General features: G+C 71.4%; 11 protein-coding genes. 1 reads left to right on the top strand and 10 read right to left on the bottom strand.

What is annotated here, in order from left to right:
* Positions 1–236: 236 nt before the first annotated feature.
* The 8 genes from OJ254_RS23645 to OJ254_RS23610 all read right to left on the bottom strand — a co-directional run bounded on the left by OJ254_RS23645 (position 237) and on the right by OJ254_RS23610 (position 8,476).
* The gene (locus OJ254_RS23645) at positions 237–545 is read right to left on the bottom strand and encodes a hypothetical protein (RefSeq protein ID WP_265363943.1); all 309 of its coding nucleotides are present in this window, start codon (positions 543–545) and stop codon (positions 237–239) included.
* Positions 546–659: 114 nt separating this feature from the next.
* Complete coding sequence (locus OJ254_RS23640) at positions 660–1,232, bottom strand: class F sortase (protein ID WP_423836034.1); 573 nt, start codon at positions 1,230–1,232, stop codon at positions 660–662.
* Positions 1,233–1,504: 272 nt separating this feature from the next.
* A complete protein-coding gene (locus tag OJ254_RS23635; protein WP_265363942.1) occupies positions 1,505–1,987 on the bottom strand; it encodes a hypothetical protein in 483 nt (160 codons plus the stop codon).
* A gap of 286 nt (positions 1,988–2,273) precedes the next feature.
* Positions 2,274–2,963 (bottom strand): DUF5825 family protein, encoded by a 690-nt coding sequence (locus OJ254_RS23630; RefSeq protein ID WP_265363941.1) that lies wholly within the window; start codon positions 2,961–2,963, stop codon positions 2,274–2,276.
* A 100-nt stretch (positions 2,964–3,063) separates the two neighbouring features.
* Positions 3,064–4,995, bottom strand: a complete 1,932-nt coding sequence (locus OJ254_RS23625; RefSeq protein ID WP_265363940.1) for a RiPP maturation radical SAM C-methyltransferase — start codon at positions 4,993–4,995, stop codon at positions 3,064–3,066.
* A gap of 247 nt (positions 4,996–5,242) precedes the next feature.
* The gene (locus tag OJ254_RS23620) at positions 5,243–6,073 is read right to left on the bottom strand and encodes an alpha/beta hydrolase family protein (protein WP_265363939.1); all 831 of its coding nucleotides are present in this window, start codon (positions 6,071–6,073) and stop codon (positions 5,243–5,245) included.
* On the bottom strand, positions 6,058–7,020 hold the full coding sequence (locus OJ254_RS23615; protein WP_265363938.1) for a TolB family protein: 963 nt from the start codon (positions 7,018–7,020) through the stop codon (positions 6,058–6,060). Before OJ254_RS23615 ends, OJ254_RS23620 begins: the two co-directional genes overlap by 16 nt.
* Before the next feature lie 100 nt (positions 7,021–7,120).
* Positions 7,121–8,476 (bottom strand): MFS transporter, encoded by a 1,356-nt coding sequence (locus tag OJ254_RS23610; RefSeq protein ID WP_265363937.1) that lies wholly within the window; start codon positions 8,474–8,476, stop codon positions 7,121–7,123.
* A 327-nt stretch (positions 8,477–8,803) separates the two neighbouring features.
* Between OJ254_RS23610 and rox the strand changes: the two genes are divergently transcribed.
* The gene (rox, locus tag OJ254_RS23605) at positions 8,804–10,231 is read left to right on the top strand and encodes a rifampin monooxygenase (RefSeq protein ID WP_265363936.1); all 1,428 of its coding nucleotides are present in this window, start codon (positions 8,804–8,806) and stop codon (positions 10,229–10,231) included.
* Between the two features lie 142 nt (positions 10,232–10,373).
* Here the strand turns inward: rox and OJ254_RS23600 are convergent, their stop codons facing one another.
* Together OJ254_RS23600 and OJ254_RS23595 are read right to left on the bottom strand one after the other, a co-directional pair.
* Positions 10,374–12,332 (bottom strand): collagenase, encoded by a 1,959-nt coding sequence (locus OJ254_RS23600; RefSeq protein ID WP_265363935.1) that lies wholly within the window; start codon positions 12,330–12,332, stop codon positions 10,374–10,376.
* Positions 12,333–12,516: 184 nt separating this feature from the next.
* Positions 12,517–13,476 (bottom strand): LysR family transcriptional regulator, encoded by a 960-nt coding sequence (locus OJ254_RS23595; RefSeq protein WP_265363934.1) that lies wholly within the window; start codon positions 13,474–13,476, stop codon positions 12,517–12,519.
* Between the last annotated feature and the right edge of the window lie 18 nt (positions 13,477–13,494).

Genomic DNA, 13,494 nt, shown 5'->3' with positions numbered 1-13,494 from the left:
ACGGACGTCTCCTACTCGCCAGGCATGGGTGGGAATGCCCACATGCGGGTCGCAAGTAGGGACCGTTGGCGGCCTCGTCGCCGCGGTTGGGGACGGCGGGCCCCACCGCCGTGACGGTGAGCACGAGGTCACCGTCGCAGGTCAGCTTACCTGCTGACCTTTGCGGGGGCGCGGGCAACGGGGCGCCCCCGCTCATCGGGCTGCTGCCGGTCCGCCTTCTCGCCGGCTGATCCCCGCTACGGTTTGATCAGCTGGTAGGAGAGCGTGTAATACGCGTCGTCCTCGGTGAACTTCATTTCCCCGAAGTCGTGGATCGGGACCTGCTCGCCGAGGAGGTCGTCGTCATCCGCATCGTCGCTCTCGTACATGCGGACCTCGGCGACGTCGCCGTCGTAGTGGAAGGTCTTGTTGATGGTGATCTTGTCGTCCTCGCCGATTCGAGCCGAGTAGACCTTCTTCCCGTTGATCGTGAGGTAGATGTCGTCCTTACCATTCCAGTCCTCCTGCTTGACGCATTCGAGCTGGCCGAACTTCACGACACCCATGGGTTCTTCCCCTCGCGGTCGGTGGTGTGACCTTGCCTGGAGGATCCTTCCGGGGGCGGATCAACGGTCGCTGAACGGGGTGTCCGGGGCGGGGCCAGGACGACCCGGCCGCCGTCAGGCGATGGCGCTCATGCGGGCGAAGACGACGACGTTGCCGAGGTATTCGTGGCGGGCCCGGTCGTAACCGCCGCCGCAGGTGAGGACGCGGAGTTCGGGCCGTGCGGAGGCGCCGTAGACCTTTTCGTCCGGGAAGTCGGTGCCGCTGAAGACCTCCACGGCGTACACCGTGAAGACCGCGGTGCGACCGTCCTTGCGGACCACGCGGATGGTGTCGCCCTGCTTCAACGCGCCGAGCGAGTAGAAGACCGCGGGGCCGGTCTTGGTGTCCACGTGTCCGGTGATCAAGGCGGTTCCCGTGTCACCGGGCGCCACGCCGTCCTTGTACCAGCCGGCCAGGTTGCGGTCGTCCGGAGGCGGGACGTCGAGGCGCCGGTCGCGGTCCAGTCCGAGTCTCATCAACGGTGCGTCAACGCCGGTGCGCGGGATCCGCACGCGCAACGGTTCCGACTCCGGAAGCGGCGAAGGCCCTGGGCGGCTGCCGGCTTCGGTGTCCGGTTGCCGGGTCAGCGATTCGGCGCGCGGGGGCTGGGGTGGTGGGGCGGAGCGATGGCTGTGCCATCCCCACACCAGGCAGGCGATGCCGGCGACGGCCAGGAAGAGGGACACGACGCGGGCGGTGCGCGGGGGGAGGGACACAGGCGAGAGGCGTTTCACGAGATGTCTTTCACGAGATGTCTTGCAAGAGATGTCTGGCAAGAGGTGTCTTGCGCGCGATGACTGGCGCGCGATGACTGGCGCGGTGGGGTGGTGACGGGGCGGAGCCCTGCCCCCCCGGCTGCCGGTGGCGGGGGCCACGGACAGGCGGTGGGGGCAGAGCTCCGGTGACCCGAGAATCGGGGTCAGCCGAGCTCCTCGCCGTCACGGCGGCGCAGCAGCCACACCCCGGCCGCACCCGAGATCAGTGCCGCGGACGACGTGAGGGCCAGGTCCGACGGACCCGACGTGGCACTCATGGCCCCGGCGCCGGCCTTCACCTTGCCGTGCGGCATGGCCTTCGGCATGGACTTCGGCATGGCCTTGGGGCGGGGCTTGGCGGGCTTGGACTTCCCGCAGGTCCGGTCCGCCATGGAGGACGCGTCGTTCCACTTCATCTTGAGCCTGCCCAGGTGGTCGCGCTGCGACCGGTCCGGGTGTCCGCCCTGATTGGTGAGGTCCCTGAGCTCCCGGTCGTAGGAGTCGTACGAGGACTTGGCCTGCTTGGCCGCGGACATCGCGCCGGAGCACGAGCCGCCCTTGGCCGTCTCGGCATGTACGGCCGGGCTGCTCAGGGCCAGCGCACCGCCGACGACCACGACACCGCAGAGAGCGGATATGGAACGCATGAGTTCCTCCAAGAGGGATGAGACTGCGGGAGGGCGTTCTCCCACCTTCAGGACATGCGTTCTCCCTTCCGCCCGCCAGTTGGCCGAAGTGCGAACCGGGCCCCTGCGGAAGGCCGCGCCGAGGAGCCTGCGCGGCGGTGCCCGCGGTGACCGGGACACGGGGTGAGCAGGGGATATCCCGTGCCTGAGCGGAGCGGTGAGACCCCGGGCGGGATCGTGCGTACCGGCGGGTTGCCGCCCCGTCATCTGTCACCCGCATGGCCGTGCGGGGCCAGGGGCGGGCCGGTCAGATCGCCATCGCCTCCTGGATCCAGCGGTTCACCCGGTACGGCAGCCACCACAGGAACGGGCCGGTGCGGCTGACCAGGCGTTCGGCCAGGAAGTCGGCGGCGATGGCTTCCGGGACCGCGGACGACGGCGCGCCGTAGGACAGCCGGGCGATCGCCTCGCGGTAGGCGGGCTCGTCGGCCGTGAAGCGGCGCAGGTCGCCCCACCGGCGGTCGCGGATCTGCACGAAACCGGGGCCCTGCCGCCACAGGCACTTGCAGAGGTAGTGCTCGTTGCGCCACTGCGTCAGCGCGGCGTCGGCATCGGCCGGCCCGGTCAGGGCCGTGGGCGGCTGGAGATGACTGAGGTCACGCCAGGCCTCGTCGCCGGGACCGGCGGGCAGCCGCAGTCGCCACTGGACGAGTACGGCGTGCGCCGTGAGGTCGCGGATCAGGCACAGCCGGCGGACGGCGTGCGCCGCGGCGTCGGGAGAATCCACCGTCGTCAGGTCGATCTCGTCGGTGAACCGCACGCGGCGGGCGCCGAGTTCCCACAACTGGGCGGCCTGTTCGTCGGCCGGGCCGGTCAGGTCCAGCCGGCCCAGGCTCATGCCGGGCAGGGTGCACGCCTGTGCGTCGTAGTCGCGCCAGACCTGCAGCGTCAGCGGTCGGTGCGCCGGGTGGGTGGCGGGGGTGAGGACGGTGGTCATGCGGTCTCCTGGGAAGTGCGAAGTGCTTGTTGGGGAGCGGAGGGCGGCGGATCAGGCCCAGACACCGGATCGGGCCCGGGCCGCAGGCTCAGACACCGGATCAGGCCCGGGCGATGGCGGGAGCCGTCGCGCCGGACTCCGGGCGCTCGGTGGCCGCCCCCTGGCTGTGCCGCATGAAGTCGAGGCGCAGCAGGTCCTCGTTGACCGCGGCCGGTGCGAGGTGGACGTACTGGCCGCCGTCGGTGAAGACCAGGCCGAGCGTCACCCAGTGCTGGAGGAGGGCGTGCACCGTGGCGGCGTCGAGGGTGTGCTCGGGCAGGCGCGCGGCGAGCTTGCGGGCCAGCGCGGCGGGCGCGTGCGGCTGGTCGAGGAGGCGGAACGCCTCGGTCTCGACCGGGTCGGTGAGTTCCCTCGTGCCCCAGTCGAAGGCGTGCCGGCGGCTGACGAGCACGATCCGGTCGCCGAGGTCGGCATGGGTGAGCCTGCTGTTCGTGTGGCGTTTCTTCCAGGCGCCCAGTGCCTCGTTGAGGGCGGTGACGGTGGGCTCGCCGATGCCGCGTTCCGGGGCCTCGAAGACGTAGGCGAGATCGAGCAGTTCGCTCTCGGGCAGGTCGTAGGTGAAGCGGTAGTGCTCCTCGGGGCGCAGCCCGGTGAAGCCGAGTTCGGGCCGGTTGAAGTACGGGCTGAAGCGCTCGATGGCGATCCGCGCGGACAGGTCGACCGGTGGGTTGAGGTGTTCCAGCGCCGGGATCTGGGCGATGACCGGCTCGTAGTCGGCGGCGGTCTCGCCGGGGAAGCCGTGCAGGTAGTTCCAGGAGACGGAGAGTCCGGTCTCGGCCCCGTCCCGGAGCATGCGGACGTTCTGGCAGCCGCTGACGCCCTTGTCCATCAGGTCGAGCACCCGGCTGTTCAGGCTCTCGATGCCCGGCTGCACGTAGATCATGCCCGCGTCGGCCAGGGTGCGCAGCTGCGGCCGGCGCATATTGGCCTTGATCTCGATATGCATCCGCAGGTCGTAGCCGCTGTCGATGATGCGGGGCAGGACGGTGCCGAGGTAGCCCATGTCGAGGATGTTGTCGACGACGTACATGTCGAGCACGCGGTGCCGGCGCGCCAGGTCCATGATCTCGGTGTAGAAGATGTCCGGGCTCTTGCTGCGGAACTGCATGAACGAGCCGTTGAGACCGCAGAAGGTGCAGTGGTGCTTCTCGCCCCACCAGCAGCCGCGCGCCCCTTCGACGACGAGCTTGGGCTCCACCCAGTTGCGGGCGACGGAGGTGGCCAGGCGCTCGAAGTAGCCGCTGTAGTCGGGCGGCAGGATGGCCGCGGGCGGCAACGGGCTGGTGCTCATCGGGTTGGCGGTGCTCGTGCCGTCGGCGCCGCGGTGGCACAGCCCCGGCACGGCCGCCAGGTCCGTGCCCTCGTCGAGCGCGGTCAGCAGCTGGGGGAACGCGGCCTCGCCCTCGCCGCGGACCACGAAGTCCAGGAAGGGGAAGTTGCGGTGGGCGGCGGCGCCCTGCTCGGCGTCGCAGTTGGCGCCGCCCATGACGGTCTTGATGTGCGGGGCGAGCCGTTTGACGTACTTGGCGGCGGCGAGCGCGGCGGTGTTCTGCTGGAAGGTGGAGGTGAAGCCGACGACATCGGGCCCGTCGGCCACGATCCGCTCGGCGATCTCCTGTACGAACTCCGGTACCACGCGGTGCAGTTGGTGCGACATGCGCAACCGCCCGGCCTTCAGCTTGCCGCGCATCGCGGCGCTGAATTCCGCCGTGCGCCACTCGGGATCATCGTAGAGCGCGGACGAGAACACCCAGTCGCCGCACCCCATGAAGTACGAGGAGAGCGCGTAGAACTGGTAGTCGTCGCCGGTGAAGTCGGTGCGCCGGGTGATCCAGTCGGTGAACTCCAGGTTGGCGTGCAGGACGTCGGCGTGTCCCGTGGTGCGTTCGTCGACGCTGCGCCGGAGGATGCCGAGCGCCAGGGACGGCAGATCGATCGGGGACCAGGGCATGTTGACCAGCAGGACGCGCATGTCGGCTCCTCGTGGGTGGTGACGGGGACGTGAGGTGGCCGGCGGACGCGAGCGGGCCGGCGGGGTGAGGTGGGCCGGCCGGCCCGGTGGTGTACCGGGCCGGCCGGTGAGGTCACTCCTCCTCGGTGTCTTCCGCGGTACGGAACGGGACGGTCACCGTGATGCCGATGCCGGGCTTGCGGTTCTCCTCGTCGCCCGCGAGCGGGTCGTTGTGGATGATGTCCTTCTGCATGACTGCATCTCCTTGTCAGTGAACGGAGTTCGGATCGTGCGATCCGGGGGCACCGGATGGGCCGGTGCTCCCGGACACCCCGCTCTCGGGGAAGCGGGGAGCTTGGTGGGCCGCCGGGGCCGGGCGCAGGTGCCGGTCGAGGAAGCCCAGGGCGCGCCGCAGGACGGCCATGTGGTCGGCGCCGGCGTATCCGTCGTGTCCGGTCGCCAGCCACATCGACTCGTGTGCCACGCCGGCCGCCCGCAGGGCGGCGAGATAGCCGCGTACCTGGCCGGGCGGGCACTTGGCGTCGAGGCTCGCGGCGATGACCAGCAGCGGGGCGCGGACGTCGGCGGCGTAGTGGAGCGGTGAACTGCGCCGGTAGCGGTCGGGGACGGTCTCGGGGGTGCCGCCGAACAGCCGCTCGTCCAGGGCGCGTAGCGCGGGGGTGCCGGCACGGTACGCCGCCGCGCAGTCGGCGACCGGTTTGACGGCGACGCCCGCCCGCCACAGGCCGGGCCGGGTGCCGAGTGCCAGCAGGGTCAGATAGCCGCCCCAGGAGGTGCCCCACAGCCCGAGGGCGTCCTCGCGGGCCAGGCCGCGGCGCAGCAGATCGGCCCGGACCGCGACCAGGTCGGCGACCTGGGCGAGCCCGACGCCCTCGGCGTACGCGGTGCGCCAGCGCGGCCCGTAGCCGGTGGAGCCGCGGTAGTTGACCCGGGCGACCGCGAATCCGGAGGCGACCAGGGAGTGCACCTGCGGGTCGTAGGCGTCGCGGTCGTGGTCGGCGGGACCGCCGTGCACGAGGAAGACCAGCGGGGGCCGCGGGCCGGCCGCCGGGGCCGGTTGGCTCAGCAGGGTGTGCACCGGTCCGTCCGGGCCGGGCGTCCACAGGTCGCGGTGCCGGCCGGGAACGGGCGCGGGCAGGCCGCCGAGCGCGGGCAGCCGGGTGCCGGCCGTGGAGCGCAGCTGCGGGGAGTGGTGGTGTCGGTCCAGAGGTAGTGCACGTCGTCGCCCGGGTGCGGGGCGGCGTCCAGCAGCGTGCCGGGTGGCGTGCGGACCGTGGTGAGGGTGCACCGGTCGAGGTCGGCGGTGGCGAGGGTGGAACGGCCGTGCCGGTCCTGCCGGACGAGGACCCGGCGCCCCGCGGGGTACCAGCGCGCCGTGATCTCGGTGTCGAAGCGGCACCAGTCATGGCTCCGCAACCCGCCGCCGGGCGTCCAACTGGCCAGCAGATAGCGCTCGTCGGCCTCCTGGACGAGCAGCAGCTCCCCGTCCACCGCCGCCCCCGGGGCGAAACCGAGTGCCCACAGCCGCCCGCGCCGTCCGGACAGCCGGGCGACCTCCGCGGCCTCCCCGTCGGAACAGCCCACGAGGGTGACCGCACGATCGGAACCGGCCGGCCCGGACACCGCCAGCAGCCGGCCCGTCGGCGAGATGCCCGTGAGCAGCGCAGCGCCGTCGACGGTCAGTACCGGACGGCCCGGGCCGCCCGTGGTGCCGAGGTGCACGGTCGTACGGCGGCCGTCCCCCAGGCCGATCGCCGCCGTCCCGGTGTCGCTGACCGCGAGGCCGTACGGCAGTCCCGGCCGGAGCCCGGCCAGGCCCGGGACGGCCGGACCGCCGCCGAAGTCCTGGAAGTACCACCGCCCCCGGCCGCTCCGGTCCTCCGCGAACCACCACACCCGGGCGTCCGCGTCGACCGCGCAGTGCAGCGTCCCGTCGCGGCTGTCGGTGACCCGGCGCGTGGTGCCCGTACGGGCGTCCCAGGTGAAGATCTCGCACCGGCCGTCGGCGTCCGCGGCGAGTGCCATCCGGGCCGGGTCGCGTGGGCAGACCTCGGGGAGCGCCGGCCGGTAGACCTGGAAGCCCGTGCCGGGGCCTGGAGTGGGCGGGCGTGTGCCGCGGACGCGTTCATGCCCGCTCCTTCGGGGTGGTGGGGGATTCCTGCGGGCCGGGGCGGGACGCCACCGTGTCGTGACGGGACGCCGGGGAGCAGGTCGCGTACAGCGCCAGTCCGGCCAGCACCACGGCGCAGCCCAGGGACATCGCGACGGTCCCCGCCTGATCGGTCACCAGCCCGGCGATCGCCGGCGCCACGGCCGCGGCCGCGCCCGACGCGGTGGCCAGCACGGTCCCGGTACGGGCCTGCAGTTCGGGCGGGACGACCTGGAGGACCCGGGCCTGGAGTGCCACGGTGGCGAGCGGGGTCAGCGCGCACAGCAGACCGAAGAGCAGGCCGAACTGCCAGGCGTCGCGGGCCACCGCCAGGGCCGCGGCGGGCGGCACGAGCAGCCAGGACACCGCCCCCAGCACCTGTGTCGCGGTGCGCCGGCCGGCCAGACGGGGCGCGGCGAGCGAACCGGCCAGACCGGCCGCCCCGGCCAGCGCGAGGACCACACCCAGCGGAGCCGCGCCCCGGCCGTGGTCCTGCAGGGCGAACACCGCCGTGTAATACAGCGCGGCGAGCACGGCGTTGACGGCCGCGATCCAGACCAGCGCCAGCCGGAGAAAGGGCTCCCGGCGCACCACGCCGAGCCCGGCCCCGGCCTCGGCGGCCAGCGTCCGCCAGGGCCGGGACGGTCCGCCGGCCGCCGGACGTCCGGTGTGCCGCGGTGACAGGCCGGCCCGCATGGCCCCGATGCAGACCGCGGCGACGACGTACGACACCGCGTCCGCGAGGAACGGCAGCCAGCGCCCGGTGTGGAAGAGCAGTCCGCCCAGCGCGGGTCCCAGGACCAGGGCGGCCCGTTCCCCCGCCTGTAATCGGGACAGGACGCGGCGGTGGTCCGCGGGGGCGCACACCAGGGCGACGGTGCCGAGGGACGCCGTCTCGTAGCAGGCGGTCGCCGACCGTTCGACGAGCACGACGGCGAGGAGCACGGCCAGCGGGGCCGAGCCAGACCATGCCGCCGCGGTGACGACGGTCATCGATGCGGCAGACACCACCGCGGAGCCCACCATGACCCGCTTGCGCGCCCCGCGGTCGGCGGGAACGGCGGCGAGCGGACCGAGCAGCAGGGTCGCCGCCGCGGAGAGCCCCGCGACGGCGCCGACCTCGGCGGGCGAGTGGCCCAGGCTCAGCAGCAACAACGGCAGGACGAGTCCGGACGCCTGGCTGCCCAGTGCGTCGGAGGTGCCGGCCCACCAGAAGAGCCGGATGTCGCGACGGGCGGAGGGCGTGCTGCCGGCGAGGGTGCCCGGCCGGGAGTCCTGAGGTAAGTCGTACGGCGCGTCGCCTGCGGAGGGCTCCGCCGGTCTTCGTTCCATGCGAAGCCACCCCACATCTGTGTGCAGATCGTGAAGATCGACACACGTTTAGGTCACCTTGCGAAGGAAATGTGCTCGAAGCGTGCCGGAGCTTAGCCACACCGTGACGCAGGCCACAAGGCCCCGAAGGGGGAGTCTTGGCGGTGCCGAACCGCCGCTGCGCGAGGAAGCCGTCCGTCCGCACCGGACGACAAAAAAGAAGGGCAAAGAGCGCATCCGCTCCTTGCCACTCTCAACATATAGCGCATGGGGGGCCTTGCGGCAAGGCCCCCGGGATGCCGCAGAATCGCCCAGCTGAAGCCAGGACCTGCGGAAACGGGGATTGTTGTGATCGACGTGATCATTGCCGGTGGCGGACCGACCGGCCTGATGCTGGCCGCCGAATTGCGGTTGCACGGCGTGCACGTGGTCGTGCTGGAGAAGGCGGCGGAGCCGACCAAGGTAGTCCGTGCGCTCGGCCTGCACGCGCGCAGCATCGAGGTGATGGCCCAACGCGGTCTGCTGGAGCGCTTCCTGGAGCGGGGCCGGCAGTACCGGGTCGGCGGCTTCTTCGCCGCCATCGACAAGCCGTGGCCCGGCCAGTTGGACAGTGCGCACGGCTACGTCCTCGGCATCCCGCAGCCGGTCACCGACCGTCTGCTGACGGAGCACGCCACCGCACTCGGCGCCGAGATCCGGCGCGGCCGTGAAGTGGTCGGACTCGGCCAGGACGACGACGGCGTGACCGTCGAACTGGCCGACTCCACGCGGCTGCGCTCGCGCTACCTCGTCGCCTGCGACGGCGGCCGCAGCACGGTGCGCAAGCTGCTCGGTGTCGGCTTCCCCGGTGAGCCCAGCACGGTCGAGACGCTGCTCGGGGAGATGGCGGTGGACATGGCGCAGGAGGAGCTCACCGCTGTGATGACCGAAGTCCGCAAGACGCAGAAGCGGTTCGGGTTCATGCCCCTCGGGGACGGGTTCCACCGCGTCGTCGTGCCGGCCGAGGGACTGGCCGAGGACCGCGCGACGCCGCCCACCTTCGAGGAGTTCAGGCACCAGCTGCGGGTGACCGCCGGCACCGACTTCGGCGTCCACGCGCCGCGCTGGCTGTCCCGCTTCGGCGACGCCACCCGGCAGGCCGAGCGCTACCGCGTCGGCCGGGTGTTCCTGGCGGGCGACGCGGCGCACATCCACCCGCCGACCGGTGGGCAGGGCCTCAACCTCGGCATCCAGGACGCGTTCAACCTCGGCTGGAAGCTCGCCGCCGCGGTGGGCGGCTGGGCACCGGAGGACCTGCTGGACAGCTACCAGACCGAACGGCATGCGGTGGCCGCCGACGTGCTCGACAACACCCGCGCGCAGATGGAGCTGATGTCCACCGAGCCGGGCCCGCAGGCGGTGCGCCGGCTGCTGGCGGAACTGATGGACTTCGAGGAGGTCAACCGGTACCTGATCGAGAAGATCACCGCGATCGGCGTCCGCTACGACTTCGGTGCGGGTCACGAACTGCTCGGGCGTCGGCTGCGGGACGTGGAGTTGAAGCAGGGGCGCCTCTACGAGCTGATGCACGGCGGCCGCGGGCTGCTGCTCGACCAGACCGGCCGGCTCTCGGTGGCGGGCTGGGCGGACCGGGTCGATCACGTCGTCGACGTCAGCGAGGAACTGGACGTCCCCGCGGTGCTGCTGCGGCCGGACGGCCATGTGGCGTGGGTCGGAGACGGTCAGCAGGAGCTGACCGCCCGACTGCCGAAGTGGTTCGGTGCTGCCGCCGGCTGAGGCGCGGTCGCGGCCCGGCAGGGGTGCGCCGTGATCGCCCCTGCCGGCCGACGTCGTCATGCGTCGGCCGGCAGGGGCGCCGGCGGTAGGGGCACCCGTTATGGGCACCCGCTATGGGAACCGGCAGGAGACGTTCGGTCGATCAGGCGTGGTGCGCCTTGGCGGCGCAGGCGCCGGAAGCGCAGGCGGTGAGCCAGGCATCGAAGTCGGCGTCGTAGCGGGTGCCGATGGTGTCGTGGTAGACGGCGTAGCCGGCCGCGTAGTCACCGGTGCGGAAGTGGCCCAGCATGGTGGCGACGTCGTTGGGGTGCTTCTCGATCATGTAGCGCGCCGCGAGGTAGCCCCAGGGATAGGTCCGGGTCACGTCGCTGTTGTCGTAGGTGCTCTCGAACAGCGTGCTCAGCTTGTAGGTGTGCTTCCCGGCCTCGCTGACCGCCTCGTCGTCGGTGATCTTGCGGTAGCCGTACGAGACGTACTCGGCGAAGCCCTCGATCCACCAGACGTCCGGCACGGACGTCTGCTTGCCGAAGTCGCCCTTCATGTCGTCACGGGCGTCGATGTAGTGCGTGTACTCGTGGTTGAGGTTCCAGATCCGGGCCGGGAAACCGTTGTCGTCGCTCCTCTGGTACATGATGGACATGGGCTTGTTGTCGGGCTTCGTCGGGTCCCCGATCATGGTGATCCCGCCGTTGTTGGTGTCGACGCCGAAGATGGCCCCGGCGTAGGTCTGATAGTCGCTGCGACTGCCGAACACGACGAGCTGAACGGTCGATTCGTACTGGTTGGGTATCGGACCGTCGTTCTTCACCAGGTCGTGGACGTACGCGTCCTGGCTCAGGACACTGGCGCAGGTGGCCTCCAGCTCCTCGGCGGTCAGCGCCTGCGTCTTGATGGTGTGCGTGGCATCGCACTCATGGGTGACCGGCAGCGCCGCCTTCGTCAGCTGGTCGGAGAGGTCGCAGACGCCGAGGTAGGAGCAGTTGTCCTTGTCGTAGGAGTCTGCCTGGGATGCGACGGTGACCCACAGGGGCGCCGTCGGGCCGGTGATCTTCGAGGCGTTCAGCAGGCCCTTCATGAGCGGCCGGACCTTGTCCCGGAGGGCCTGGTGCTCGACGTACCGCGCGACATTCATCCCGGCGTTGGAGTCGAGGTAGGAGTTGGCGGTGCCCAGCATGTCCAGGTGGGCGAGCGCGAACTTGTCGAGGGTGTCGATGATGCTCGGATCGGCCGTGACCGCTTTGACGTAGTCGGGGTTCCAGTTTCCGCGCCACAGCGGGGTGTAGACGTTGTTGACGGCGGCCAGCATGCTGGGGATCTTGTCGTAGGAGCTGTTGTAGCCGCTGAGCAGCTGCTTGTAGGTGTTCAGGTAGCGGCCTTGCTCGTTGGCGCTGTCGGTGAGGATGACGACCTCGCTCAGGACGTCTCCGTTTCCGGAAGTGACGTCCCTGGAGCGCGAGTTGGCGAAGAAGGCGTCCAGGCTCCCCTCGCTGGCCGCTGCCAGATTCGGGCCGTAGGCACCGACGTCGTCCGGATGGTTGGACTGCACGTAGTAGCCGGCGCGCAGGAACAGCACGAGCTGCAACACCTTGGTCGAGTTGTCACCGGGATAGGCCGTCGCGCCGCCCTTGAAGGCGTTGGCGACGGTGACCATCTGCTCCTCGCGGAAGACGGCGTGGGCATCGCTGCCGGTGATGCTGAACAGGGTGTTGACGCAGTCCGTCGTCGAGGCCTGGACGAAGGCGACCAGGTCCGACCCGGTGCGGCTGCCGAAGTCGCCCGGGCTGCAGGAGGCCTGGCGGCCCGGCTTCGGGGCGTGGTGCCGTCCCGTGACGGCCGACGAAACGGCGGGCTTCTGTGCGCTGAGCGGGGGGAGTTGGGGGACCTGGAGGGGACGGCGCTGCAACGCGGGCCGCTCGTTCGCGCCGACGGTCGGGCCGGTCGGCGGTACGGGGTGGGCGGTGGTGCTCGCGGACACGGCCTGGTCCGGGGCGGCCGGCGGGCGCGGAGCCGCCAGTGCCGGTGCGGTCACGAGGCCGGCAAGGGTGGCGCAGGCGGCCAGGGCACCGGTCACGCATCTGGGCAGGGGGAAGCGGTAGCGCATCCATGCTCCTTCGTGGGGGTGAGATACGCCTCGGAATGGGGCTGAGGCGTGGCTGGCACCTTCTCAGCGCGCGCCGGGCCGCGACAATACGGTGTGACATAGCACATGGCACACCATGGCCATAACCTTGGGACTCACGGACCTCAGGAACCCCAGTGGCTCATCGGGGACTTGGGCGGGCCGGTTACGGTCTGGTCGTCACGTTCCAGGTGCGTGAGGCCCAGGAACGGAAGTGCGGTGACTGCGCGATGAGCGCGCGGTACGCCGCGGCGGCGGAGGTGAAGAGGGTGTCCGCGACCTCGTCGGCAGGGCTCCCGTGCCGCCAGGCCAGCACATAACGGCACCACAAGGGCGTGCCGGCCAGCGGTTTGACGAGGACGCCGGGGATCGGCCGGAACGTCGCCTGCACGATGGAGGCCCCCAGCCCCTCGGCGATCATGTTCTGCAACTGCTGTTGGTCGCCCAGGAATTCATGCACCGCCGCCGGGGTGAAGCCGGCCGCGTCGCAGGCCGCGTAGAAGACGCCCGGCCAGCCCGCGCCGTCGTCCGGGGTGAGGAACCACGGGTCGTCGGCCAGGTCGGCGAGCGCCACCTCCTGGCAGTGCTGCAGCCGGTGCCCGGACGGCAGGGCGACGAAGCTCGGCTCGGTGACGATCCCGCGGTGCGCCACGGCGGCGGAGTGCCGCAGCTCACGTCCGGGGTAGTCGGCGGCGATCGCGGCGTCCACCTCGCCGCGCTCCAGGAGCTCGACGATCTCCGAGGACGGATACACGCTGCTCACCGTCAGCGCGAGATCGGACAGCCGGCTGCGGAGCCGGACCAGCATGCCGGCGAGCACCGGCGAGTTGGTCGCCGCGAGGCGGAGCGGCCGGCCGGCGCGCGGGCCCGCGGCCGGCAGGCGCCCTATCGCGGCCGCCCGGGCCAGGACGTCCCGGGCCTGTGCCAGGACCTCTGTGCCGTACCGCGTCAGCTCGACGCCCGAAGGGCGCCGCTCGAACAGCGGGCGTCCGAAGTGCCGCTCGATCCGCTGGAGTTGGGTGCTCATCGCCGGCTGCGAGTACCCCAGTTCCGAGGCCGCCCGGCCCACACTCCCGGCGTCGGCGATCGCGCACAGCACCCTCAGGTGCCGAAGCTCCAACTCCATGCCCGCACTCCTCCCGTC

The sequence above is a fragment of the Streptomyces endophytica genome (genome assembly GCF_026153355.1).
Classification (GTDB): Bacteria; Actinomycetota; Actinomycetes; order Streptomycetales; family Streptomycetaceae; genus Streptomyces; species Streptomyces endophytica.
Note: the sequence above shows the minus strand (reverse complement) of the source record. Positions and strands in the feature narration are given on the sequence as shown.

Excerpts from the sequence above, each read along its gene's own strand:
- OJ254_RS23645 (WP_265363943.1), bottom strand. The coding sequence starts at position 545 with ATGGGTGTCGTGAAGTTCGGCCAGCTCGAATGCGTCAAGCAGGAGGAC.
- OJ254_RS23615 (WP_265363938.1), bottom strand. The coding sequence starts at position 7,020 with ATGGCACTCGCCGCGGACGCCGACGGCCGGTGCGAGATCTTCACCTGG.
- OJ254_RS23595 (WP_265363934.1), bottom strand. The coding sequence starts at position 13,476 with ATGGAGTTGGAGCTTCGGCACCTGAGGGTGCTGTGCGCGATCGCCGAC.
- OJ254_RS23630 (WP_265363941.1), bottom strand. The coding sequence starts at position 2,963 with ATGACCACCGTCCTCACCCCCGCCACCCACCCGGCGCACCGACCGCTG.
- OJ254_RS23625 (WP_265363940.1), bottom strand. The coding sequence starts at position 4,995 with ATGCGCGTCCTGCTGGTCAACATGCCCTGGTCCCCGATCGATCTGCCG.
- OJ254_RS23610 (WP_265363937.1), bottom strand. The coding sequence starts at position 8,476 with ATGGAACGAAGACCGGCGGAGCCCTCCGCAGGCGACGCGCCGTACGAC.
- OJ254_RS23635 (WP_265363942.1), bottom strand. The coding sequence starts at position 1,987 with ATGCGTTCCATATCCGCTCTCTGCGGTGTCGTGGTCGTCGGCGGTGCG.
- OJ254_RS23600 (WP_265363935.1), bottom strand. The coding sequence starts at position 12,332 with ATGCGCTACCGCTTCCCCCTGCCCAGATGCGTGACCGGTGCCCTGGCC.